Raw genomic sequence first — 24,038 nt, forward strand, 5'->3', positions numbered from 1 at the left:
AAATGAGATTATTGATTTTGTTTTCCTCTAAAATCTCAGAACTAAAACGTTTGAGTTAGAGAAATTTTTAACCACAGGAAAAGCTTCTAATTTTTGGTGACTCTAAAATCTCATAACTCAGAAGTTAGAGGTTAGAGAGAAATTTTCTTTTCCGAGGGAAAGCTGCTGGTTCTTGGTCAGGACTAAGAGATATTTACACCAAGCCCATATTGCTCTAAACGTAATAATAGCTCAAACGATTTGCTTTAATAAAATCCTTGGCTGTCTGTGCTATCTCTGGAATCGTAATATATACGATTTTCTCTATCAGGAATGGTAAAGGAATTTGACCGGGGGATACCTTTGTCTTGGGAACTTTACTCAATATTCCTCTCAATATCCTTTTCCCCCAGTCACTTTTCTTGGTTCGTTTTTTCCTTGGTGTGTAGCGCCGACAGAAACCTTTGTAGGAGTCGGCGCATTCTGACAAGGATGAACCTAATTCAAGGAAGGCGGGATGCCATTGGGTAATACCATCGGTGGTTAGTTGTTCGTAAGTGCCATAGTTACTGAAGTCGTAGAAAAAGCCTTCTCTCATCCCTGCTGCCTTGGGGTTGGCATGAATATAACGGATGGTGTTTAATGCTCTTTCTTTGTCGGAGTTGGGGAAACCATGACAGGTATATCTTTGTTCCCAAAAGTGACCTTTGCGGTTAAGGAGGGCGTTAAAAGACATGGCAGAATACCAGAAGAAGGAGTCAGGAGTCAGGAGTCAGGAGTCAGGAGGGAGTTACGGAATTTTAGGAGGAGTTAGAAGTCAGGAGATTGTCTGCGCTGTTCAATTGCAGCAACATAAGAATCTAGTAATTTACTTACTTCTTCTAAATGTATTAAAAGTTCTTTTGTATCCCCATATTCAAGGTCATTTGCCAGAATTAAGTAATACCGACTTTCTTCTAGGGAACCTTGTGCAATATTCAAGAATCGAATTTTATCTGCTAACCCTTTTTTCCGAAAGCCTTCTGCTACATTAGCTGGAACTGATACAGATGCTCGTCTTAACTGAGAAGTTAATCCGTAGGTTTCTGCTTTGGGAAAGTTTTTGCTAAAGCGGTAGACTCTAAAACGAGTTGATGTGCTTTTTGCCAAACAATTAAATCTTGAAAATTTTTAGCAGGTTCTCTCCTCATTCTGACTCCTTCTTCCTTTAACTCCTTCTTTGTCTCTTCATTCTGACTCCTGACTCCTGACTCCTGTCTCCTGACTCCTTCTTCACTCCTGACTCCTTCATAAAAAGATTCTTAGGAACTTTCCCTAATTGATAAGCACCACGACTGTCTAAATATTGATATTCTCCTGGTTGTAATCCTGCATGAATAAACTTTTTTGGATAACCAATCATCACAACATTACCTGAAGAATCTTTTTGCACAATTTCCTCTAGATATTCTCTAGCATTTGTTGCGCGTCGGAAAAATTCTACTTGTTGCCTAGTGTAAAAAACTAAACTAGGTTTTTCTAAGGCAATCATAATTATTTCTTCTCCAGGTTTTCTAACTTCAACAATACGGTAAGCTAGTTGACGTAAGGGTAATTGACGTTCTTGGTCTACTAAAAACATCATGGGGTTAATAGTAAAAATTAAACAAGCTACTAATTCAATAAAGTTAGCAAAAAAAACCCAAGAAATTAACTTTTGCCATTCATTCTGACTCCTGTCTCCTGACTCCTTCTTCCTCCTTTCATTCTGACTCCTGTCTCCTGTCTCCTGACTCCTTCATAAAAAGATTCTTAGGAACTTTCCCTAATTGATAAGCACCACGACTATCTAAATATTGATATTGCCCAGGTTCTAATCCTACATGAATAAACTTTTTTGGATAACCAATCATGACAACATTACCAGAAGAGTCTTTCTGAACAACTTTCTCTAAATATTCTCTGGCATTTGTAGCGCGTCGAAAAAATTCTACTTGTTGCTGAGTATAAAAAACTAAACTAGGTTTTTCAAAGCTAATCATAATTATTTCTTCTCCAGGTTTTCTGACTTCAACAATAGTTTGAGCTAATTGACGTAAAGGTAATTGACGTTCTTGGTCTACTAACAACATCATCGGATTAATTGTAAAAATTAAACAAGCTATTAATGCAATAAAGTTAGTACTCCAAATCCAAGAAGTTTGTTTTTTAACTAACAGAAATCCCACCACTATTGCTGTAGTTATTAAGATTAATCCACCACGAGTCAATAAACCTGATTTTCTAATTAATTCTGGGAAATATGGCATTGCTGGGTCTCCATCTAGCCAGTTAAAACTCAAGATAATTCCTATGGCTAAAATAATCAGAAAAATGATATTGGCGATAATCGAAGCAGATAAAAAGTGACTTATTAATTTAGAATTATTTCTCTTTAATTTGACAATACCTTTAACATAATTATTGCTTGTATTAAAAGTTGATGTGGAATCATTGGCAATTTTATTAGTCTGACTACGACTAGGAACTAAATCTCTATTAATAATAATATCACTCCACAATAACCCTATTAATATTGCTGCTGCTGGCATTAATGGTAAGACATAGCTGGGTAATTTGGTGGCAGAGACTGAGAAGAAAATGAAGATACAAATAAACCAGAAAAAAGCAAATAGACTTAACTGTTCATTTCGAGGTTTATTGCACCAATAACGACGTTGCCAAAATTTAGTTTGAGCGATCGCTATTGGTAAATAAATAGACCAAGGTGCAAAACCAATTAGTACGACTAAAAAGTAAAAGTACCAAGGCGCTCCATGATGATTAACAACTTTAGTAAAACGTTCAAAATTGTGATAACCAAAAAAACTCTCAATATATTCTTTACCATTTACTAAAGTGACTAAAGAATACCAAGGCAAAGTAATAGTAAAAAAAATTAAGCTACCACGCAAAATATTGATTTCTTTCCAGACTTCAACAAATTTACCTACATATAATAAAAATGAACCAATAATTAGTCCTGGTAAAACAATTCCAATCGGACCTTTAGCAAGAACTGCTAAAGAAATTAGGATATAAAAAGCTAAATACCATCTGTTAATTTTGGGAGTTTTTGTAGCTATTGATAATTTATTTTTATTTGGTCGTGATGAAACTTGTTTTCTGAGTATTTTGCTGTTTTTTGGCTGTGATTTTTTTTGCTTCTGAGGATGATTTGCTTGAGTAATCCGATCATTATCTTTATTATCTGCTTGTGAAGCATATCCGATAAAAAAGGCGAATAAAGCCGAACAAATACAGCCTGTTAATAACATATCAGAAACTCCAATGCGTCCCCAAGCAATAGTTTCTGGATTTAAGGCAATCGTAGTAGCACCAATCCATGCGATTAATAATTTTACTATTAAAGACTTATTTTTAGGGGTAGATTCCTGATTACTCAAATGATAATTACCATATTTGTAGAGGACGTAAAATCCAAAACAGACTAAAGAAGTTCCAGATATTGCCGAAGGGAGACGCACAGACCATTCATTAATACCAAAAAGATGATAAGCGACCGCCATTAACCAATAAATTAAAGGTGGTTTATCGAAGCGAGTTTCTCCATTAAAATAAGGTGTAATCCAATCTCCAGTTTCTACCATTTGACGAGCAGCTTCAGCAAAAAGTGGTTCTGTTTCATCAATTAGACCAATATTTCCCAAATTACAAAAAAAGGCTAACCAAGAAAGTAAACAAAGCCATAAAATAGACAGTCCTAATGTTAAAAGATGATTTTTTGGTTGAGTTTTAAACCAATTGATAATTTCTAATTCTTGTATTAATTTCATTCAGATTTAGTTATCCTTTGTTCGTCTTGAAGTAGCACTCAGTACTCAGCTATCAGCTATCAGCTTCTCAAGGTGTATAATGGGGGATACTCAAGAAAAGTCGCTCCCCATCTACAAACCCCCATTAACACGCACCACGCGCTTTTTCCAATAAATAAATATAATGTAATGGGGGACTTAAACCCTTGAATTTTTAGCTGACAGCTATTAGCAGTCAGCACTTCCCTACGGGATGCTACGCAAACAGCAATTATACCTCCCCAGAAAAGAGGGAGTAGGCAGTAGGCAATAGGGGGAAAGAATAGATAATTTCTGCGTGATAATTGATTTTATTTTTTATTATTGGAGATGTCTAATGAATAAAGCAACTATTCATTTAATTTCTACTACTACATTAAGGCCAGATATTAGCACTCTGAAGCTTTGATAAAATTGCTTTTTTCTCCTTTAAAGGTAATAAAGCTGTTTGCGCAGCATTCCGTAGGAATAGCTGATAGCTGAGTGCTGTTTGCGCAGCATTCCGCAGGAAATGCTTACTTTAAAATTAACAACCATTCTAATGTTTCTCTATTCCAAGTAGGAAATTTTGTTTCTCCTACAACATAAGGTCCCCAGTATAAACGAGAGCCATCTTGGGCAAAGATAACTAGGATATCTCCTGGTTTCAAGGTTAATTTTTCTTCTGGCAAAGAAAGTATTAATCCTCTATTACTACCTTCCCCTGGGGCAAAATCCCAGTGAGCAGATTTTTGGTAAGATTGGTCTGAGGATTTAGCTAGTAGTGCTAGACGAACTGGACGATCTGTACAGTTGCTAACTCGAAAAGCTCCTTTATCAGTTTTGACCATAGATGATTGAGAAGTAGTTATGAGGAGACCACATTTTTGAATATGGTTTGTTGGAGATTTTGGTAGGGGTTTGTGAGTAGGAATGTTTAATAACGGAGATTCAGAAAATGTCTCAGAATTATTTGTTTCCCAAAATATTTTTAACTGAAATCTGCCAATAATTAATCCTAATAAAAAAAATATTAAAGTAATAATAGTTTGTGTATAAGGTTGAAGTTTCATTTGAATTTTATTCTTTCTTTTCATTCTTTAACTAGGCACCCTGATTTTATTCAATTAACCTGATACATCACAGCTTGCTCTTTTGCTATGTTAGACTGCCTAGAGTATTTTGTAAGTATTCAGCTATTAGCTAGTCAGCTAGACTTCTTCGGAGGAACTACCTTAACAGCAATTAGTAATGAATAATTACCTCTCAGGTTTTGTCCGGGGACTTTAGCAGTAATTTTTTATTCAAACTTAATTTCAAAGATTGCTTTTACCGAATAATTAAGGTTTAAAGCTTCTCCTTTAAAGTCGATCTTCGGAGCTTCCCGTAGGGTGGGATGGCGAGGTCTCGGAGCCATATCCAATCGACCAAGAGAGAAAAAATTTTCATGAATTTGTCAATCCTCTTCTTTTTCAGGAGAGGTAATTGTTAATTATTAATTGTTAAACACACCCAAAATTAATGGCTGAAGTCCGCAGTTCCGACCCAAGAAGCTAGCTAATAACTGATGGTTATTTGGGCAGCATTCCGCAGGAAATGCTTACAGTATTTTTAACTTTCAAATTGACTTAAATATTCCAAAAATTCAAAATTTATTTATTCATATCTATAATATCTATGCAAAATACCCGTCTCAATAAATTATTTAACGTTATTACTGAAAGGTTTAGGCTATGGTTGAGTAATCCTTGGCGTCGAATTTCTCTATTAATTATTAGTTTGTTATTTGGTAATTTTGCTGGGACTGCGGTTTCTACGATCGCTGGGCAAGAAGGTTACTTAGATGTTATTTATGCTTTAATATGTTTGCTGATTACTGAATTATTAAACTGGTTTACTTATGGTATTAAGGGTAAAATAGCACGTTCTTTGGGAATAGATATTTTGAATGGTTTTAAAATTGGTTTTACTTATGGTCTATTTTTAGAAGCTTTCAAATTAGGTTCTTAGATTTTCTCTACCTTAAGGTGTTAGGTGGTAGGTAGCAATAAATTTATCTTTCGCTGTCTGAAAATCAATAAATTCATTGCCAAAATATAGAATGAAATGACCCTACTAAATAGGTAGATATAATTAAATTTAAAATGTCATTGCGACTCGAACGGAGTGGAAGGAAGCCATCTTAATTACTTCTTGAATTTCCAAATAATTTCCATTTTACTAATTATTTATGTCTATCTACTTAATACCCATAAAACCTTACAAGTTAAATATATTAATGAGTGGCCTTTCAGCTATCGCCGACATCAAAGGCGGAGCAAGTACGACAGCTACATCGCTTTAATAAAGATAGTTATGATAGGTGTTTGAGTATTTTTGGAGATTTATATTTCCTAAACTATAGAGTTATATTAATATTTTCACTATCCTCAATCGTGTGAGGTGGTTAACTTTTTTAACCTAAAACCTACAACCTTATTCAATAGTTAATTTAATTTTTATGGAGTTTTCCAATTTATCTCTAGTACAAATTTTACAGACTTTAAAGCTAGGAAAGTTTCTAGAAAAAAAAGAATTAGAAATATTAGAAACTCAGGAATTAATAGACCGAAAACGAGCCGAAGTTTTTAACATTACTCCAGAAAATGTCAGAGAAGTAATTAGAGAGCGATCGCTTGTATTTCAATATGTAATTACTGACTATCATAAATTACCCTTGAAGGATAATAATACTCTCGAAAATTTATGGAAATTTTGGTTGCCTTTAGGGATAAAATTAGCAGATAAATGTCAAAATTTAGGTCATCCATTAATTCAAGGTATTTTAGGCGGACAAGGAACAGGTAAAACGACTCTGGCTAAAATTTTAATCTTGATTTTAGATAAACTTGGCTACAATACAATAGCTATTTCTATTGATGATATTTATAAAACCTATGCTGAACGTCAACTATTACAAAAACAAGATTCCCGATTAATTTGGCGCGGTCCTCCAGGAACCCATGATGTTAGTTTAGGAATAGAAACTTTAGATAAATTACGTCAATCTCAAAGTTCCGATAATTTAATTCCAATTCCTAGGTTTAATAAGTCTCTTTTTAATGGTGCTGGAGATAGAATCGAACCTGAGATAGTAAGTAAAGTTGATATTGTTTTATTTGAAGGTTGGTTTGTTGGAGTTAGACCAATTGCTGAGAAACTTTTTAATGTTGCACCATCACCTATTATTAAAGAAACAGACCGGGAATTTGCCCGTGATATGAATCGAAAATTAATAGACTATCTACCTCTTTGGCAAAACTTACATAAGTTAATTGTTTTATACCCTACTGATTATCGCTTTTCTAAACAATGGCGACAACAAGCAGAACAACAAATGATTGCTTCTGGAAAGTCGGGAATGAGCGACGAACAAATAGAAAAATTTGTCGAGTATTTTTGGAAAGCATTACATCCAGAATTATTTATTAAACCACTGGTGAAAAATACTGAATTAGTAGATTTAATCATAGAAATTAATTTCGATCATTCCATTGGAAAAATTTATCAACCAAATTATTTAAATTGAGCAACAAGACTTTATTTGGTGAACATTTTGATTTCTATTAAGTTAAATGTTTAGACACCATAGCTAATGTTTGCCTATACATAATAGATTGTTATAGCAGAAGGAAGAAAGAAGAAGGAAGAAGGAAAAATTTTATGTTGTCTGAGTTTTAAGCTATCTATCTGTTCTAACCTTTCCTTGGACTGCTATATTATTATGTTCAGATAATTAAGCGATATAAAAGAAGGAAGAAAGCGTTTAGTTATCTAGAATAGAAGGAAAAATCTGGCGTTGTCTGATACCAAATTCAAAAAGGTAGTTACATCTTAATCTCTATTTTTGACCTTAAGTATAAAATTTTATCACTTGCAGATATTGTCAATATTTAATATTTTTTTCTCTTTTTTTTTATGCTAATTTTCCTCTGTTCCCAAATCCCTCTTCGATGAATGTAGCAATATTTTATGAAATTAGTATGATTTTTAAGCTTTTAATATGTCCTAACCTTTTCTTCTTCTTCTACTGCTATAAAAAAACTTTCTCCTGTTCTTCCCTGCTCCTGACTCTAATACCATTTCTCTGTAACAATGCGCTTAATAATTGTTGCTCAGACCTTATTAAACTTACTATTCTCATCTTTATATTAAGTGCAACTTCATGGAGAAATGGTATAAGTAGAGCAAGCTAGAAAAAAGACGTCACATTTTTAATCAAAAAACCCCTAAAGGCAATGAATATGAACTTTTGAACTAATTTACAATTTGATACATAGCGCCCAAAATTTACCATGTTCTACTTAATACCAATCCCCAAAAATAATGCTATACTTCTTCAACACTTCAGTTATTAAATAAGAAGTAAGGTTCATTCAAAAATTAATAATTAATAATTATATTTGAATCTAATCAAATTTATTATAACTTACTCAAAGAAGCAGGAATAAGTTGGAAAAAACTCGCGCATAAGAATCCCGCTAAAAATGATGAATTAGTGCAAGTAAAAAAAAAATAAATAGAGGAATTGTTAGCCAAATGGCAACCGGAAATAGAAGCAGGAAACATGACAGTGTTTCGGAAGTGACGAATGTCATTTGCTATGGGGGGATCTATTAGGTTATGCTTGGGGAAGAACAGATAAAATAATAGAAATCCCGCTCAAAAATGAAAAAGAAAGACAGACTTATTATGAACCATTAGACTATCAAAGCAAAGAATTTATTGTGCAAGAATATAAGAGTGGAAATACGGAAAATACCATTGAATTTATTAAGTATTTGCAAAGCGCGAAGGCCGGGAAAAAGGTTGGCAATATTTTGGGATGGAGCAAGTTATCATAATTATCAGGAATTTCGAGAATATTTAGTGACAATTAATCAAGACTTAGCAGAAGATAAATGGTTGATAAATTGTACAAAATTTGCCCCGAATTCCCCGGAGCAAAACCCCGTTGAAGATATTTGCTTACAAGCCAAAAATTTCATCAGACAATTCTATCATCTTTGCAGTTCTTTTAAAGTAGTTAAGTGGCTATTTAAGTTTTTTGCGCTATGGTCAAATATTCGATTTCCCAAAACTTTTTCTGTATGGAATTTTGCCACAACCAATTTAGGATTGCTATATGAATTTTTACTGTAGTCTACCTTTGTGAAAACCGCTATAAAAATTACCTCTCCTTGAAAAGAAGAGGATTGACAAAGAGATGAAAATTTTTTCTCTCTTGGTCGATTGGATATGGCGAGGAGACCTCGCCATCCCACCCTACGGGAAGCTCCGAAGATCGACCGCTTGTTTCTCCTTTAAAAGAGAAGTTTTAAACCTTAATTATTTGGTAATCTTTTTAGAGATTATAGACATAAAGTGAACATATCTTATACCATTTCTCAAAAACTTTTCTACATTTTGTTGAGCAGGAGACCCACCCCTCGCCCCTCCCCCTCCCAGGAGGGGAAGTAGGGGAGTGGGTAGGGACGTTGCATAAGGGCGTCCGTACAGGGAGAAGCAAACATAAGAATAATTAACAAGATTAGCGAACTAAAATTAGCATGCAAAGTGATTTAGCTTGTGCTGATTAGTTGACAACTGAAGTATTGCCCAAGTATAGCACTAATGCGTGGGAATTAGTATTATTCCTCATTTCCCTGCTTCCTACTACCAACTCTCAAGAATATGTAGCAAAAATGCGTAAGATTTGGCATAACTCCTCTGCTCCCTCGTGTAGGATGGCGGAAATAACTGACCAGTTACAAAATCCTAAAACAATTACAAATCAATACTTTTTACTTTTTACTTCCGCGTAGTGGCACTCGTTATTTATTACTATTCATTTAACCGACATTCCGCAGGTCTAGCTTGTAGTGTCAGGTATTTATTGCTCAGATTTTTACATTACAGGCATTACGAGCAAGGTTTAAGTATAAATACATACTACCGACATTCCGCAGGTCTAGCTTGTAGTGTCAGGTATTTATTGCTCAGATTTTTACATTACAGGCATTACGAGCAAGGTTTAAGTATAAATATATACTACATAACTATTGACTATAATTCTTAATATTAGAATCTGTGTTCCACCATCTTCGTGGAAAAAGGTACTGTAGTATGTTTGTCGTGCGGAATGTGGGATACTACATTAACTATTGACTATAATTCTTAATATTAGAATCTGTGTTCCACCATCTTCGTGGAAAAAGGTACTGTAGTATGTTTGTCGTGCGGAATGTGGGATTTAAAGTTTTGGCGAAGAGAACGTGAAATGAAAAATATATAATCTTGTAGGATGGTAAGCAATGAGAAAAATTCAGTTTCTTTCATTTCCTCGACCTCAACACTGACCATCCTAAAACTACTTAGAACTTTATATTAGTTTTACCGCAAAAATAAGTTATCAAACCTCCCCTTTTAAAGGGATAAAAAAGAAAATTCTGCATTTTCTTGCCTTCCTATTTCAGGCGATACTGATAATTGAAGTTCACAGCTCCTCTGGAGGAGGCTAACATATAACTGAATTGACTCCAAACTATTTATTTATAAACCTTTTCTTTATCTTCTTCTTGAACTTCAGGAACTACTTTAGGACTAACTTCAGGAACTACTTCAGGAACTATTTTTTCTGGAGCACAAGCAATAAAATTAGTTAGTAAACATACACTTGGACCTATGGTTGTACCACGCAAATTAACCCCTTCTAAATTAGCTCCACTAAGATTAGCAAGAGTTATATTTGTTTCAATTAGTTTTGCTTTAGCAAGGTTCGCATTAGAAAAATTTACATCTTTCAAATTTGCTTGACGCATATCAGCATTAAAAAGGTCAGACTCACTCATATTGGCATTTTCTAAATTAGCTCTAAACCAATATGACTGACGTAAATTTGCATTAGAGAAATTAGCCCCACTAACAACAGATTCAATCAAATTAGCTTCAAATAGATTTGCATTTTCTAAAGTTGCTTCTGTCAGATAAGCTCTAGATAAATTAGCATGAGCTAGGTAAGTATCTGTTAAATCTGCACCTCGAAGATCTGCATCATTCATTTTTGCTCTAGAGAGATTGGCATTAGAAAGATTAGCACCAATAAGATTAGTAACAGCAAGATTTGCCCCAGATAAATTTGCTCCTTCAAGATTTGCACCTTCAAGGTCAGCTCCAATCAAATTAGCATTATATAAGTTTGCTTTACTAAGGTCACACCCCGAACATTCATTAGTTTCTAATAGTCTTCTAATAGCTGCTGGGTTAGCTGCTTTTGCTGAACTTATCCAGCCAAGTTGGGATAAAATCATTATGATTGCTAATATTGTCAATTTCATATTCAGTATTTGAGAATCAGAGAACATCAAATATATCTGAGTAGTAAATATACAAATAATTTTGTCTATCTACTTATATAGATAATTGCTTAATTTATCATACATCCAAATTTTTTAGACCGACAAATTTAAAACAATAGACATCTCCAAAAATTAATAAAGTGCCTTGATCATTTGACTTTAGGTTACTTGCAATGCCAAACATATAGCAATCTAATTTTATTCATGTCCAAAATATTGCTGTTTTTTGGGAATAGGGAATAAGAAATAGGAAATGGGTAATGGAGAATAGGCAAAAATTTCGGAGTTTATTTCTAGTTTTTGAATTTTCAGAACCTATTTAGGATTACTATAGTTGCGTAATTTTATGACAGAATCAGGTTTTGAGATATTTGATATTACTAATTAAACATTTATTGCCAAATATTTTTTTTCTTGCTTTCTGTTTCGGTATAGTTTTTATCTTTACTCTTCAATCGGTTTTAACTCCTTGAAATTTTGGTTTTTTATCAACCTTATCTTGTTGTTTTATGAATCTATTTACATCAAGTACTAGACCTTTTTATTTTAACCATTGTATTTACTATTTATTCTCCTTCTGGTGTCGTTATTATATCAAATCTGTTGGCTTCGGAGTAATATAATTCTGTCGATTGTCATACAATGGGTAAGGGCGAATGGCCATATAGCCTGACGGCATGGGCTTCGCAATTGCGCCCCTACAATATAAACTCTTATCTTTAAATACTTAAATACTGAATAACACCGATGCTACTGGATTTGATATTATTTGATTTTTAAAAGTATAGCAATTCTATTTAATTCGTGTCTAAAATCTTGCTGATTTTTGGCAATGGGCAATGGGCAATTAGCAAGAATTTCAGAGTTTATATCAAATCCGTTTTGGTATTATCACTACATATATAGGACTACCTAACTATTAAGTAGTTAGCATTCACTTAAGTATTCGATCCCAATTTAATACTTGCTTATTCCTAACTTTAACTATTTAGTTATCATGGTATAACTTCCATCCCAATCATTTGGTGGTGGATTTGTTATATGCTTAACCGATCGTTGAATATGTGTACCTACAGCTTCATCATCAGGTCGAATTTTTTTAGCACTCTTAAAGTAACTAACAGCCAAAGCAAAATTCCTTTCCATATAAGCCTTTCTAGCTCTAGAATAAAGTTCTAAAAACTCCTCTGTTTCCCGGTCAATATCTTCTGAACTTGCACCAATCAATTCATATATACTCACAGATTTTTGCTTACCTTTAACTTTAACCTTATCCAACTCTCTGACCCTAATATAGTCGCGACAAAGTTGATAAGTAAACTCACTTAAAATAATATCGCAGCCATAATGTTTAGTAATTGCTTCTAAACGGGAACTCAAATTTACACCATCACCGATTACTGTATAATCCATTCGTTTTTTAGAACCAATATTACCAGATACTACCTCCCCTGAACTAATACCAATACCAATTTTAAATTGTGGTTTATCGGGACGAGACTCATTAAATTTTCGGAGACGATGACGCATATCCAAAGCAGTTTTAACTGCCATTAAAGCATGATTTTCTAAAGGTAATGGTGTACCAAAAACAGCCATTAAAGCATCTCCAATAAACTTATCTAAAGTCCCTTCATGGTCAAATACTGCCTCTACCATTGTTTCAAAATATTGATTTAGAAGCTTAACTACTTCAGAAGCTTCTAAATTTTCTGTAAGAGTTGTATAACCTCGAATATCAGAAAATAAAATAGTTACTTCCTTACGCTCTCCTTCAAGTAAAGCATCTTCAGCTAAAGCCATTACTTGTTCTGCCACCTCCGGAGTCATGTAGCGATACATGGTATTTTTCATGCGTTTTTCTTGACTAATATCTTCAAGAACTACCAATCCACCACGCACACCACCTTCAGGATTAGTTAGGGGATTAACTGTTAGATTCAAACTACGTTCAATTACTCGATCTAGTTCAGATAAATCTATTAATCTGCTAAAATCCATGTGGTTATTTTGAACTAAATTTGCCTGTAAATTTGTTGGTTTTTGTTCCCCCCAAGGAAGAAAAATATTATGATTTTTTAGATCGGGAATTGCTAAAATATAAGCTGTTTCTTCTTCACCTTCAAATTTTATAAAAGAACCTACTCGTAAATTTTGCTCTGGAACATATTGTCTAGTACCATGCTGTAAACTATCTTCTAAACGGAACTGTAAATTTTCAATTGGTATAACTTCCCATACATATCTACCAATCAGTTTTTCCTCCCAAAGTTGTCTATTTGTTTTACCTTTTATTTCTTTGTCAATAGGACAACCTAACATTTCTAAAGCTGCTCCATTGATAGTCACAATTCTGCCTTGCATATTTGTAGAAATTACAACATCAGACAAACTTTGTAGAATATCTTTCTGATATTGCTTTTCTACCAAAACATTTTCAAAAAGTTGAGAATTCTGAAGGGCAATACCTGCTTGAGCATTAAAAGCTAATAAAAATTTTTCATCTGAAGAATTAAAACTACCTTGATTTTTATTAATTAACTGAGTTACTCCAATCAATTCGCCCTTAGCATTATACACAGGCATACAGAGAATATTTCTTGTTTGATAACCTGTTTTTTGATCTGTACTAGGGTCAAAACGAGGATCTATATAAGCATCAGGAATATTAAGAGTTTCTCCAGTAGAAGCAACATAACCAGCTATACCTCGATTGGCAGGAATTCTAATTTCCACCATTTTTTTTTCATCTGCTGTCGCTACCTTAGTCCAAAGTTCATTTGTTTCTTTACTAAGTAGAAACAATGTGCTACGGTCTGCTTGCATTAAATTACAAGCTTGATCCATTACAGCTCTTAAAGTTGTTTCCAAGTCTAGACTTTGACCTAAAGTTGTGGTTGCTTTCAGTAATGCTGAAACCCCTCGCTGATTCCTAGCTGCTACATAAAATGATTGACAACTTTCTATAATAATTCCCATTGAATCACCGAAAGAACGGAATAGTTGCTCATCCTCTTTGTCAAAAGGGACATCATTCGCTTTATTAAGTAGTCGTACTACTGCTACTGGTTTGTTAGAGCTGGTGGTGCTGAAAACTGGTATACAGAGGATGGTGCGAGTATCATAGCCTGGAGGTTGGTCTACTTCTTCACTGAAGAGTGGATGAGTTTTGGCATCAGCAATATTGAGGGCTTCTCCTGTTGTGGCCACATGGCCTAAAATACCAACATTAATTGGTAAGTGGTAATCTTGGGACTTACCCGTACTTTCGAGAATAGTCTTGTACCAAAGTTGTTTTTTCTCTTGGTTAACTAAGAAAATAGTTGTTTGATCTGCTTTCAGGATTTGACCAATTTTGATAGTAAAGGCATCTAATAGTTGTTCTAGTAAAGTTTCAACACCTTTATTGTTAATTAAGTCAATAGCTCGTAGATATTGATGAAATTCAGCAGTAATAAAGTCTAGCAGACAAACAAACTCTCCTACTGGCAAATCCTTGACGCGAGTTGCCAGTAGACCCATACGATCAACTTGAGTCAATGTTGCCAGAATACTACCAGCAGCGTTAGAGAATGTCATTTGAACTGCTTTATTTTAAAGTTAAATTACTCGAACTTAAGTGTATATTTTCTCTGGGTTTAATTTTTTCCAAGTAGATCAAGTTTTTTACTTACAAAAAAAATGTTATTATACTAAATTAGACTATATCTAAGTATATTTATTCCAATAGTACGGCAGAAATCTAAAAAAGTTAGGACGATTATATGATTAGCTAAATCCTATCATAAATTTTGAGTGAGGACTCCCGTTTTAATCGCTAGATTAACGGCGAGATGGGGCGTATAAACTGCGCGGGAAACCTACCCAGACAACCTAGAGATCAATTTCAACCAGAAAAATAATTGAGCAATACGCGCCCGCATTTTTGGTGTTATAATTACATAAATAGCCATGGGGTACAAGGCCAGAGAAAAGCACACCGCCTAACCTGAGGTTTCCTCAGGGTAAAGACGGAGCAAAAAGTCTTGTTGATATGGTCTGACAGAGATGCAACTCAGTTTATTTGATTTGGGTGCATTACTAGATTTTATAATCCCTGGCAATTTCCTGAAAATAGTGTGATGATAGAAGTTTGAAAATAACTGACAACTGAGTATCGCGTTATCTCGATCCCGACGCGTGAGTCATCCCTAATGGTTGCCAAGTCTTGAAAAAGAAAGCGCAAAATAAATACTCATGTGAGTTGGCCATAAATAAGTCAAAAAATAGCGCTTTGGGGATTTTCCTTGAAGCATTGCGAGATACCCCCTGCGTTGATGGTTTTGCTGTCACGTTGCTATGAACGGTTTTCCCGACTTTTGCCGGGAATTGCCTGGCTTGATGTATCTGCTAGTTAAGAATATATCTTCCCGTAGCGTTGCCCTAGCGAAACAAGAATCTCCCATTATAATCGAGGGATTTAACGGGAGAGTGTCAAGACTAGTCTTAGTCTACTTAATTATCACACAAGATTGAATTTAATATCCCGCAGTCCATATCTAAGTCATAGATTTTAGACTTGGGTGACCGGGAGTATAGATTATATAAAGTTGTTTTGTCAAGCCTAATAGCCAGAAACTTGACTCTCTTTCGCATCTCTAGCAATCATCAAATTTTTGGTATTTAATGTACTTCATTTAGAGGTTTCACAAGAAAAATTTTCTGTTACCTGCTACAAATTCCAGTTTTTCTCTACCACCAAAAATATCCATCCATAGCACCCTTTGATTTATATGGAGTTAGCGATCGCAAATAGTCTTAGTTATGCTGCTGATGGTATAGAATGGGCAGAGATAACTTTTTGATAATAGTTTCTTAACTGCTGAGTTGCTGCTGACCATCCCCAACGTTCTGCTTCAGTTCTGGCATTTTGACGTAGAGTTTCTCGTTCCTCTGAATGAGCTAAGAGATTTTGAGTAGCTTTAATAGCCCCTTTTTCATCAGCAGGATCGAATAGATAACCATTTATTCCATCTGTAACAATATCAGGAATACCTCCAGAATTAGCTGCTACTACAGGGGTGCCAGCGGCCATAGCCTCTAAAAGTACCAATCCTAAAGTTTCAGTGCGAGAGGGAAAGATGAAAGCATCAGCAGAGGCATAGGCAGAGGCCAATTTTTGACCCCGGAGATAGCCTACAAAGTGTGTGGGAGTGTCTGCAAAATGTTGTTCTAGGGATTCTCGGTTAGGTCCATCTCCTACAAGGGCTAAACAAGCGTTAGGGATGGCCTCCAGAATTGGTTTAATACGGTCAATCTCTTTTTCTGCACCTAAACGGCCAACGTATAGTAGTATTGTACTATCTGAATTTCCTTGACTAAGGCGATCGCGCATTTCTTGACTAGCATGGTGGGGCTGAAATAATTCTGTATCAACTCCTCGCTGCCAAAGGTCTACTCTTTCAATGCCGTGGTTGCTCAATTCTTCTACCATTGCTGTAGAGGTACAAAGATTTAAGTCTGCTTGGTTATGGCCTGATTTGAGTAATTCCCAAAGCAACCCTTCGAGCATTCCTAAACCATAATGATGTAGGTATTGAGGAAGGTGGGTATGATAGGATGCCACGAGTGGTATATTCAGCTTTTTAGCATAGTACAACCCACCTAAACCTAGTACTGCTGGATTAGCTACATGAATTATATCTGGCTGAAATAGCTCTAGCTGTTTGCCAATAGTGGGAGTTGGTACTGCTAATTTTAATTCTGGATAGAGAGGTAAGGGAAAACCCTCAATACCACAAATTTTTGCTCCTTGATATTCCTTGAGTCCTCCCTCAGGGGAAAATATTAGCACTTGGTCTCCAGCACGTTGCAGATGTTCAACAGTGTGGCATAGACGGGTAACTATACCATCTATTTTGGGTAAAAAGGTTTCGGTAAAAAGGGCTATCCTCATAAATTGTTTGGAAAATACTTAGTCAGAATATTAATTTTTCAACTTGGTAATAGCTATAGTTCATAAAAATATAGTCACATAAGACATATCCTTATTTTGCAGGTGTACCCTGACTGGGTGAACTACAACACCCTCGCTTCCCATAGTCAAAGAAATTTGAGACGGCTTTTTCTTTGTCCTCTTTTTTGATTATCTCCCTGATTCAATTTCTGCTTGGTCATAATACAGAGACTTGAACGTAGGTTCTTATGTGTCTAGAGGTAGGGTGTCAGTCGGTGAAATTTCACCCTATTGAACTCAGATCGCTGACTAGAGGAGGCTATTTGATTTTTGTTCTTATCGCAGACATTGTTAGATTATCTCAATGGTCGCCCAAATTTCTGGAGACAAAAGACTATATTTAAGCACATAAGACTATATTTCTGTTGAATGTTTATGATACCCATTACCTATTGATTTTAGTCACGAATTGATAATCCTAGTTTATGTATTATCTCAGAATTCTCAACTGGATAAACATTTTCTTTAGGTGTGATTAAGTCAGTCCATTTACTAGGTTCTCTATAGATACGCTGCTGTTGTACAAATTCTGTAATATTTTCTATCTTCACAATCCAATCTCGGCTATAATTTCGTAGAGTTTCACCCCGTAGTCCTAATTGAATTACTCGTCTTTCAAATTTTTCACCCATGGGATTATGATCGGGGTCCCACTGCACTCTAACACTTGATCGCTTCACAACTTATTTCCATTATTCTTGAGTTTTATAGATAGTGGGATTGACATCCTCCCGACGCTGCTCTAGGAGACAGCGCGGGATTCCTTAACATCACTGTTAGGGGCTTTCTGCTTCAATGCACCAGCATAAGCGAGATTTACTCTCTTCGGGTCTAAAGGCGCGCTCCACAGACAAGTCAGCGCGGTCTTGGGGGTCTCCCCCATGAGCGACTGGCGCTGACACTGCGAGTCCCGCAGTCTTCTTGGTAGGCGTTCCCTCTCTTGGTCAGCATTCCCTCTCTTGGTCAGCATTCCGCAAGCGAGCTGGCGTCGTCGCGGGGTCTGGCCGCTTGCGCCTGTCGGCTGCGCGGGGTCTGACCGCTTGCGTCTATCGCACCCCGCGGGTTCCCATCCGCAAAATATTTATACTTGTGTCAAAATTAAGCATTTTTCCTTCTTTTTTATCCAGTTTTTCTTTCCCTGTTGCCTTCCGGAGCAGATGAGCTGTTGCCCGTGTCGAGACTGTAGCAATATTTTATGAAATTGGTATTATACCAGTTTGAAAAAAGAATGCTATAAAAAGTGCATCTCTATCGGATATGCCTAAAAATAGTTTCTCTAGTTCATTTTAGATGGTTATCTCTATCTTTTTCCCTTTTTTTTCAATATTTATCCCTTCTTCCTTCTTGCTTCTTCCTTATTTCGTAGGGACGCCCTTATGCAACGTCCCTACTATTTGTAGCAAACATTGATCAATTTGGTATTAGAGCAACGCTTAAAACTAGGAAAATATCTATCAATCTTGATTAATTCCCGTCCATACCATTCAGCTTTGTATTCTAATTGCCTTACTAATTCGGACCAGTTGGCATCACTAACCACCCCTCTTGCTCCCCTCCCGGGAGTGGATGAGGGTGGGTGATGTTGACATCTCCAGGGGTTGAAACACCCTGGATTCTATGGTTAGTCCACCGCAAATGGGATAAATCCACATTTGCTTAAAGCCTGAAGGGCAGACTCCTAAACTCCTCGGCATAGACGGAAATCTAGCTGTGAGTTTACTTTTTTTTGTTAGCTTTCACGAGTGGTTTTACTCGCGCTGGTTGGAGCAATCTTCTCGCTGCTCTAGCTGCCTGCTTGCTTTTCCTGCGGAATGCTACGCAAACAGCCGTCGTAAGAAATTAATTCCCCGTCTCCTGTCCGCCGGGATTTCACCGCACTAGCGCCCATGTCATGGCGACAAACCTTGTTCTTACTTGCTATTTCTAGTATACCAGACTTTTACGTCGCTTTATTACCCGCGTGTCGTTATTCAACCAGCCGTTAAAACAGGCGCTGCGTACTTCCTCCCGCAATTTTTTAGGTTTTTGACCATGTTTTTTACTGCCAAGTCCTCAACTACAACAGTTTAATTTTCTCTGATTAGTTGAGTGGCATCAAATGCTGTGCGTTTGATAGTCAAAGCGAGAATTACCGAAAAATTAAGGTATAAAGCCTCTCAATTCATGGATAAAAAAGTGGTCGAGGGATGGCTCCGAAACCTGCGCCATATCCAATCGACCAAGAGAAGAAAAAAATTCCTTTTAACCCAATCCTCTTCTTTTCAAGGAGAGGTAATTCTAAATTCGCGCATTCTAAATTCGCGCATTCTTGAATTCTTGTTCTGTGTTGCTGCCCCATCCAGAACGATACATCATCCACAAAAAGTTGCTTTTAATCCAACTCATTATATTCAGGGTGACATACTCCCACGCTAACCCCAAAGGTATAGCATGGGCTTCTCGCTTCATAGTCCTGCCATTGCGTGGACTCTACGAGCTTTAAGGACGGGATGCCCCGCCGCCCTTTTTGCAAATAAAAAAGCTGATCACCTAGCCCCGCAATCAGATTTTACATTCCCAACGGATTACTAGGATGGATGGGTATTAACCCCTAATCTTATTTGATTTTCATGGTTCATCACGCTGCGGTTGTTAACTCTAACCAGCTTGAGTCTATCATAACATAAAATTTGTAAATTAATGGGACATCGAGTCCCATTAATTTACCGTCGATTCATCTGACACCAAATTTTCAATTATGGTGTGAGGCTTCTCGACGCTCTAGCTAAACTCCCCATCAAAATAACCTTTTGACGCTGCAAAATCACCGATTTTTGGCCTATATGCTTGGTAGACAACCACAGAATTTTCATCAAATCGTGCTAAAATATACCTACCAGTAGTCAGCCAATTACTGGCTTGAGTTCAGTAGTTTTCTGTGGCTAGCTCCATATCAACTAAACTATTAACATTTATAACTGGCGATCGCTTCAGTTGAAAAATAATTTAACTAAGTAGGTATAGAAGTAATAGTAAAAACTATTACCTCTATAAATTTATACAGATAGTTTATCGATGCCAAGATACCTTGGGCAGAATATGATCTTTATCTACACGTTGCTTGTATTTAATCGCATAATTTAGCAGAGAATCTAACAGAGAATCAGACAGATAATGAGGTTGCAAGCCAAGATCTAAAAGGTTTGTATTTTTGGCATTGAAATAATGTTGCTCTAATTCCACTCTAGGATTTTCGAGGTAATTAATTTTGACATTATCCAAATTATCTAAATCATCTGGAGCTAAATTCAAATCTTTACCTGCTTTGCCTTTAAAAGCTTTACCTGCTTTTTGGACCATAATTGCCAAGTCACCCACACTGAACATTTCAGTAAATTGGTTGAATACTCGGAATTTTCCAGCCTCAGCAGGATTAGCGATCGCTATTTCCATGCAACGGACTGTATCTCTAATATCTAATAAGCCACGAGTTTGTCCACCTTTGCCATATACAGTAAGTGGGTGTCCAATAGCTGCTTGAATACAAAATCTATTGAGAGCCGTACCAAAAACTGCATCATAGTCCAAACGGTTAATCAAGAGTTCATCTTTGATTATCTCATCACTTAAGAGGCCAGTTAGTGCAACACCGTATACGATTCCTTGATTGAGGTCTGTGGCACGGAGTCCCCATATTTTGCAGGCAAAGTGAATGTTGTGACTATCGTGAACTTTACTTAGATGGTAGAAAGAACCTGGTTGTTTAGGATAAGGGAGAGTATCTTTGCGCCCATTATGTTCAATGGTGATATAGCCCTCTTCAATATCTATATTAGGTGTACCATATTCTCCCATAGTTCCCAGTTTTACCAAGTGACAATCTGGGAAGTCCTCTTTCATTGCATAAAGAATATTTAGCGTCCCCACTACATTATTGACCTGAGTCATAACAGCGTGTTCACGGTCAATCATAGAAAATGGAGCAGAACGCTGTTCGCCAAAGTGGACTATAGATTCCGGTTCAAACTGACGTAGTGTTTTACTCAGGAAATTATAGTCGGTAATATCTCCTATATATAAGTCAATTTTTTTGCCAGTCAACTCTTTCCAACGTTGAATGCGTTGTTGGATCTGGGCAATAGGTGTCAGGGTTTCGACTTGAAGTTGCATATCCCAGTGTCGCCGAACCATACTGTCTAGGATACCTACTTCATAACCTTGATTGGAAAGATAAAGAGCGGTTGCCCAACCGCAGTAGCCATCGCCACCAATTACCAGGACTTTCATAAACTTACTTTGAATCTTGCTTACTGATATTGGCTTAATGTATCAGGTATTGGAACTTTATGGCATTTCTTGTTTAAATCAGATGCAACTAGCCAAAAATTCCACCAATAAATATGTCTTATGCCCTGATCGAGTTTATTCCTAAGTATCTGTTTAAGATTGGTAATACTTGAGAAAAATTGAAGTAGTAAATTTTCTCAAATTTCAGAAGATTTATAGCGCAACTTCATTGGCAAAGCTAGCCCAACGAATAAATTCAAAAGGCCCAGCAATTGCTCCCCAGATATGCTCATCAGTTTCGGGGTTGCGCCCTCGGTCATGGCTGATAAATTTATGTTCGTCTATCTCAAAATGGCTATCTAAGTAGGTAGTTTGGCCTTTACGGACTACAGTACAAGCTTTTCCTGGTTCGACTTCACCTTGAAAGCTATGGCCAGTCCATTTTGTAATAAAGTTACAACCAGGTAGTTTCTTTATTTGTTCAGTTTTGAATGCTTGTAAGCGTTGAGGATCGCGAGAAGCGCCGTAAAATGCTTCTTCTTGATCTATGGCGTAGTTTTCAATATCGATATGGTCTGCTGCAGGGACTAATTTTAATATTCGGACTCGGTAGGGTTTGTTGAGGGTAATGTCGTAAGCTTGCTCTAGATAGAGGCTGAGTCCATTTAATAGTTCATAGGGCAGTGGGCGCATACAAACGCGAATGTGAGCAAAGAGGGGAGGGTTTTCAAAGGCTTGCTGTTGGTTACTAAAGTCAGCTGCTAACCAACGTGCCAAGGTAAGAATGTCTGTTGAGTTAGTCATTTTGATTGAGTGTAAATTCGCAATTATAGTTCAAAATAAATACTTAATATTTTATTTTGTAGTTAGGGAACTTTATCAAAAAAATCAACGTCTTTGATAATATTTATTTGTTTTTTTTAGAGATTGAAATATTTTTTGAATTATTTTTTTATGTATTTAAGTTTTGTATTTTTAATTTTTTTTTGTACAGCTCAAACTGAACAGTATCTTGATAGATGAATATAGATGGGAAGTAAGTTATTGAGAATAAAAGTAATTATAAGCTGGAATGAGATCTGATGTGTTTACATTCTGAAAAATCTAAAATAGGGATAGTTGTTAGAGTAGTTTAATTTAAAATTTTTTGAATATGGCATCTATATTCAATGAAAGTTAAGTATAAATTATTTTGATCTTTGACTTCAAGGAAAATTGAAATTTAGAGTACATAAAGATTTGGCCATTTAACCAATTTAGAATTACTTAGTTCTGTTTAGTATGTCTATAGATAGGTTACAGAATTATTATTTTCAAAAGTGAAATTCTCACTTATAATTTGGGAGAAATTATTTTATTGAGAAAAATGGCCAATGGACGGTTCTCCTAGCTTTTTTTGGGATCAGAATACATTTTCGGTTCCTTTTCCAGTTGGTAATTATGCTGAGGAAAACTTAGTCTTATTCTTATCTGAAGATGCTTTGAGCAATGAAGGAGAAATAGGACTACAAGATGTCAGCGTAGAAATCATAAAAAACAATGATATCGGGATTTCATTTGACAATCAGATTCCGTTCATACAGCCTGGTCCTGAAACGGAGACAGGCTCAAATTTAAGAGATTTATTTATTCCAGATCAAGGCGAAAGCGATGTAGTAACTTCGTTTGCAGATAATAATCTGGATGGGTTACAAATTCCATTCTTATTGGATGGGGTGAGAGCTAATGAATTACAAATATCAGATATAGAAATAGCTGGCAAAGAATACCTAGAAGTCAAGGCAGTAGGTGAAGATGCTCAGACTTACAGAGTATTAGCACTAATAGAAAAAAATGATTCTTTGATCACAGCCCAACAAATTCAACCTCCAAATGGCGCACAACAACCAGTCGTTACTAATCAAATTGAAACCCTTGTACCTGGACCAGCAACAACTGTACCAGCTTTTGAGCTAGTTCCTGGGCCATCAATTCCCTCTAATCAGTTTGTAGAGGTTCCTATTCCATTAGTACCAGGTACTCCTGGTGCTCCTGGCGCTCCTGGCGCTCCTGGTCTCGCTGGTGCTCCTGGCGCTCCTGGTCCCGCTGGTGCTCCTGGTCCCGTGGGTCCAGTAGGTCCGGCAGGTGTACCAGGAACTCCAGGATTAGATGGTGCTCCTGGTCTGGCCGGTCCGGCAGGTCCAGTAGGTCCGGCAGGTGTACCAGGAACTCCAGGATTAGATGGTGCTCCTGGTGTCCCTGGACTAGATGGTGCTCCTGGTCTCGCAGGTCCAGCAGGTCCAGTAGGTCCGGCAGGTGTGCCAGGAACTCCAGGATTAGATGGCGCTCCTGGTCTGGCCGGTCCAGCAGGTCCAGTAGGTCCGGCAGGTGTACCAGGAACTCCTGGTCTGGCTGGTCCGGCTGGTCCAGTGGGTCCGGCAGGTGTACCAGGAACTCCAGGATTAGATGGCACTCCTGGTCTGGCCGGTCCAGCAGGTCCAGTAGGTCCGGCAGGTGTACCAGGAACTCCAGGATTAGATGGCACTCCTGGTCTGGCCGGTCCAGCAGGTCCAGTAGGTCCGGCAGGTGTACCAGGAACTCCAGGATTAGATGGCACTCCTGGTCTGGCCG

Annotated in this window: 16 protein-coding genes and 2 pseudogenes; 4 read left to right on the forward strand and 14 right to left on the reverse strand. The window is 36.6% G+C overall.

Going from position 1 to position 24,038, the window contains the following annotated elements:
- Positions 1-214: 214 nt before the first annotated feature.
- From F6K23_RS28035 to F6K23_RS28055, 5 genes are all read right to left on the reverse strand, one after another.
- The gene (locus F6K23_RS28035; RefSeq protein WP_293161883.1) at positions 215-715 is read right to left on the reverse strand and encodes a transposase; all 501 of its coding nucleotides are present in this window, start codon (positions 713-715) and stop codon (positions 215-217) included.
- Positions 716-789: 74 nt separating this feature from the next.
- The gene (locus F6K23_RS28040; RefSeq protein WP_293161885.1) at positions 790-1,128 is read right to left on the reverse strand and encodes a four helix bundle protein; all 339 of its coding nucleotides are present in this window, start codon (positions 1,126-1,128) and stop codon (positions 790-792) included.
- 58 nt (positions 1,129-1,186) lie between these two features.
- The gene (locus F6K23_RS28045) at positions 1,187-1,603 is read right to left on the reverse strand and encodes a hypothetical protein (RefSeq protein WP_293161887.1); all 417 of its coding nucleotides are present in this window, start codon (positions 1,601-1,603) and stop codon (positions 1,187-1,189) included.
- Between the two features lie 118 nt (positions 1,604-1,721).
- Entirely contained in the window at positions 1,722-3,794 is a 2,073-nt protein-coding gene (locus F6K23_RS28050; protein WP_293161889.1) for a glycosyltransferase family 39 protein, read from the reverse strand.
- Between the two features lie 533 nt (positions 3,795-4,327).
- Positions 4,328-4,864 carry a hypothetical protein gene (locus tag F6K23_RS28055; protein ID WP_293161891.1) on the reverse strand — a complete coding sequence of 179 codons (537 nt, stop codon included), beginning with the start codon at positions 4,862-4,864 and terminating at the stop codon, positions 4,328-4,330.
- A gap of 604 nt (positions 4,865-5,468) precedes the next feature.
- On the opposite strand from F6K23_RS28055, the gene F6K23_RS28060 reads away from it, so the two are divergent.
- The 3 genes and pseudogenes from F6K23_RS28060 to F6K23_RS28070 form a co-directional block, all read left to right on the forward strand.
- The gene (locus F6K23_RS28060; RefSeq protein ID WP_293161893.1) at positions 5,469-5,801 is read left to right on the forward strand and encodes a DUF565 domain-containing protein; all 333 of its coding nucleotides are present in this window, start codon (positions 5,469-5,471) and stop codon (positions 5,799-5,801) included.
- A 490-nt stretch (positions 5,802-6,291) separates the two neighbouring features.
- Entirely contained in the window at positions 6,292-7,359 is a 1,068-nt protein-coding gene (locus F6K23_RS28065; protein WP_293161895.1) for a glycerate kinase, read from the forward strand.
- An 867-nt stretch (positions 7,360-8,226) separates the two neighbouring features.
- Positions 8,227-8,946 (forward strand): annotated as a pseudogene (locus tag F6K23_RS28070) (transposase); the annotation flags it as partial.
- A gap of 1,411 nt (positions 8,947-10,357) precedes the next feature.
- On the opposite strand, the gene F6K23_RS28075 reads toward F6K23_RS28070, so the two are convergent.
- The 9 genes from F6K23_RS28075 to F6K23_RS28115 form a co-directional block, all read right to left on the reverse strand.
- A complete protein-coding gene (locus tag F6K23_RS28075; RefSeq protein WP_293161897.1) occupies positions 10,358-11,146 on the reverse strand; it encodes a pentapeptide repeat-containing protein in 789 nt (262 codons plus the stop codon).
- 1,005 nt (positions 11,147-12,151) lie between these two features.
- On the reverse strand, positions 12,152-14,746 hold the full coding sequence (locus F6K23_RS28080; protein ID WP_293161899.1) for an adenylate/guanylate cyclase domain-containing protein: 2,595 nt from the start codon (positions 14,744-14,746) through the stop codon (positions 12,152-12,154).
- Positions 14,747-15,968: 1,222 nt separating this feature from the next.
- Positions 15,969-17,102, reverse strand: a complete 1,134-nt coding sequence (locus F6K23_RS28085; protein ID WP_293161901.1) for a glycosyltransferase family 1 protein — start codon at positions 17,100-17,102, stop codon at positions 15,969-15,971.
- A gap of 458 nt (positions 17,103-17,560) precedes the next feature.
- Positions 17,561-17,842 (reverse strand): DUF4291 family protein, encoded by a 282-nt coding sequence (locus F6K23_RS28090; protein WP_293161902.1) that lies wholly within the window; start codon positions 17,840-17,842, stop codon positions 17,561-17,563.
- A 710-nt stretch (positions 17,843-18,552) separates the two neighbouring features.
- Entirely contained in the window at positions 18,553-18,702 is a 150-nt protein-coding gene (locus F6K23_RS28095; RefSeq protein WP_367267844.1) for a zinc ribbon domain-containing protein, read from the reverse strand.
- A 752-nt stretch (positions 18,703-19,454) separates the two neighbouring features.
- Positions 19,455-19,610, reverse strand: a complete 156-nt coding sequence (locus F6K23_RS28100) for a DUF4291 family protein (RefSeq protein WP_293161904.1) — start codon at positions 19,608-19,610, stop codon at positions 19,455-19,457.
- Between the two features lie 312 nt (positions 19,611-19,922).
- Positions 19,923-20,048, reverse strand: a complete 126-nt coding sequence (locus F6K23_RS28105) for a DUF4291 family protein (protein ID WP_367267846.1) — start codon at positions 20,046-20,048, stop codon at positions 19,923-19,925.
- Between the two features lie 162 nt (positions 20,049-20,210).
- Positions 20,211-21,428: an NAD-dependent epimerase/dehydratase family protein gene (locus tag F6K23_RS28110; RefSeq protein WP_293161906.1), complete on the reverse strand. Its 1,218-nt coding sequence runs from the start codon at positions 21,426-21,428 to the stop codon at positions 20,211-20,213.
- A 213-nt stretch (positions 21,429-21,641) separates the two neighbouring features.
- On the reverse strand, positions 21,642-22,232 hold the full coding sequence (locus F6K23_RS28115) for a chromophore lyase CpcT/CpeT (protein ID WP_293161908.1): 591 nt from the start codon (positions 22,230-22,232) through the stop codon (positions 21,642-21,644).
- 569 nt (positions 22,233-22,801) lie between these two features.
- On the opposite strand from F6K23_RS28115, the pseudogene F6K23_RS28120 reads away from it, so the two are divergent.
- Positions 22,802-24,038 (forward strand): annotated as a pseudogene (locus F6K23_RS28120) (hypothetical protein); the annotation flags it as partial.

This window comes from Okeania sp. SIO2C9, from assembly GCF_010672455.1.
Lineage (GTDB): Bacteria > Cyanobacteriota > Cyanobacteriia > Cyanobacteriales > Microcoleaceae > Okeania.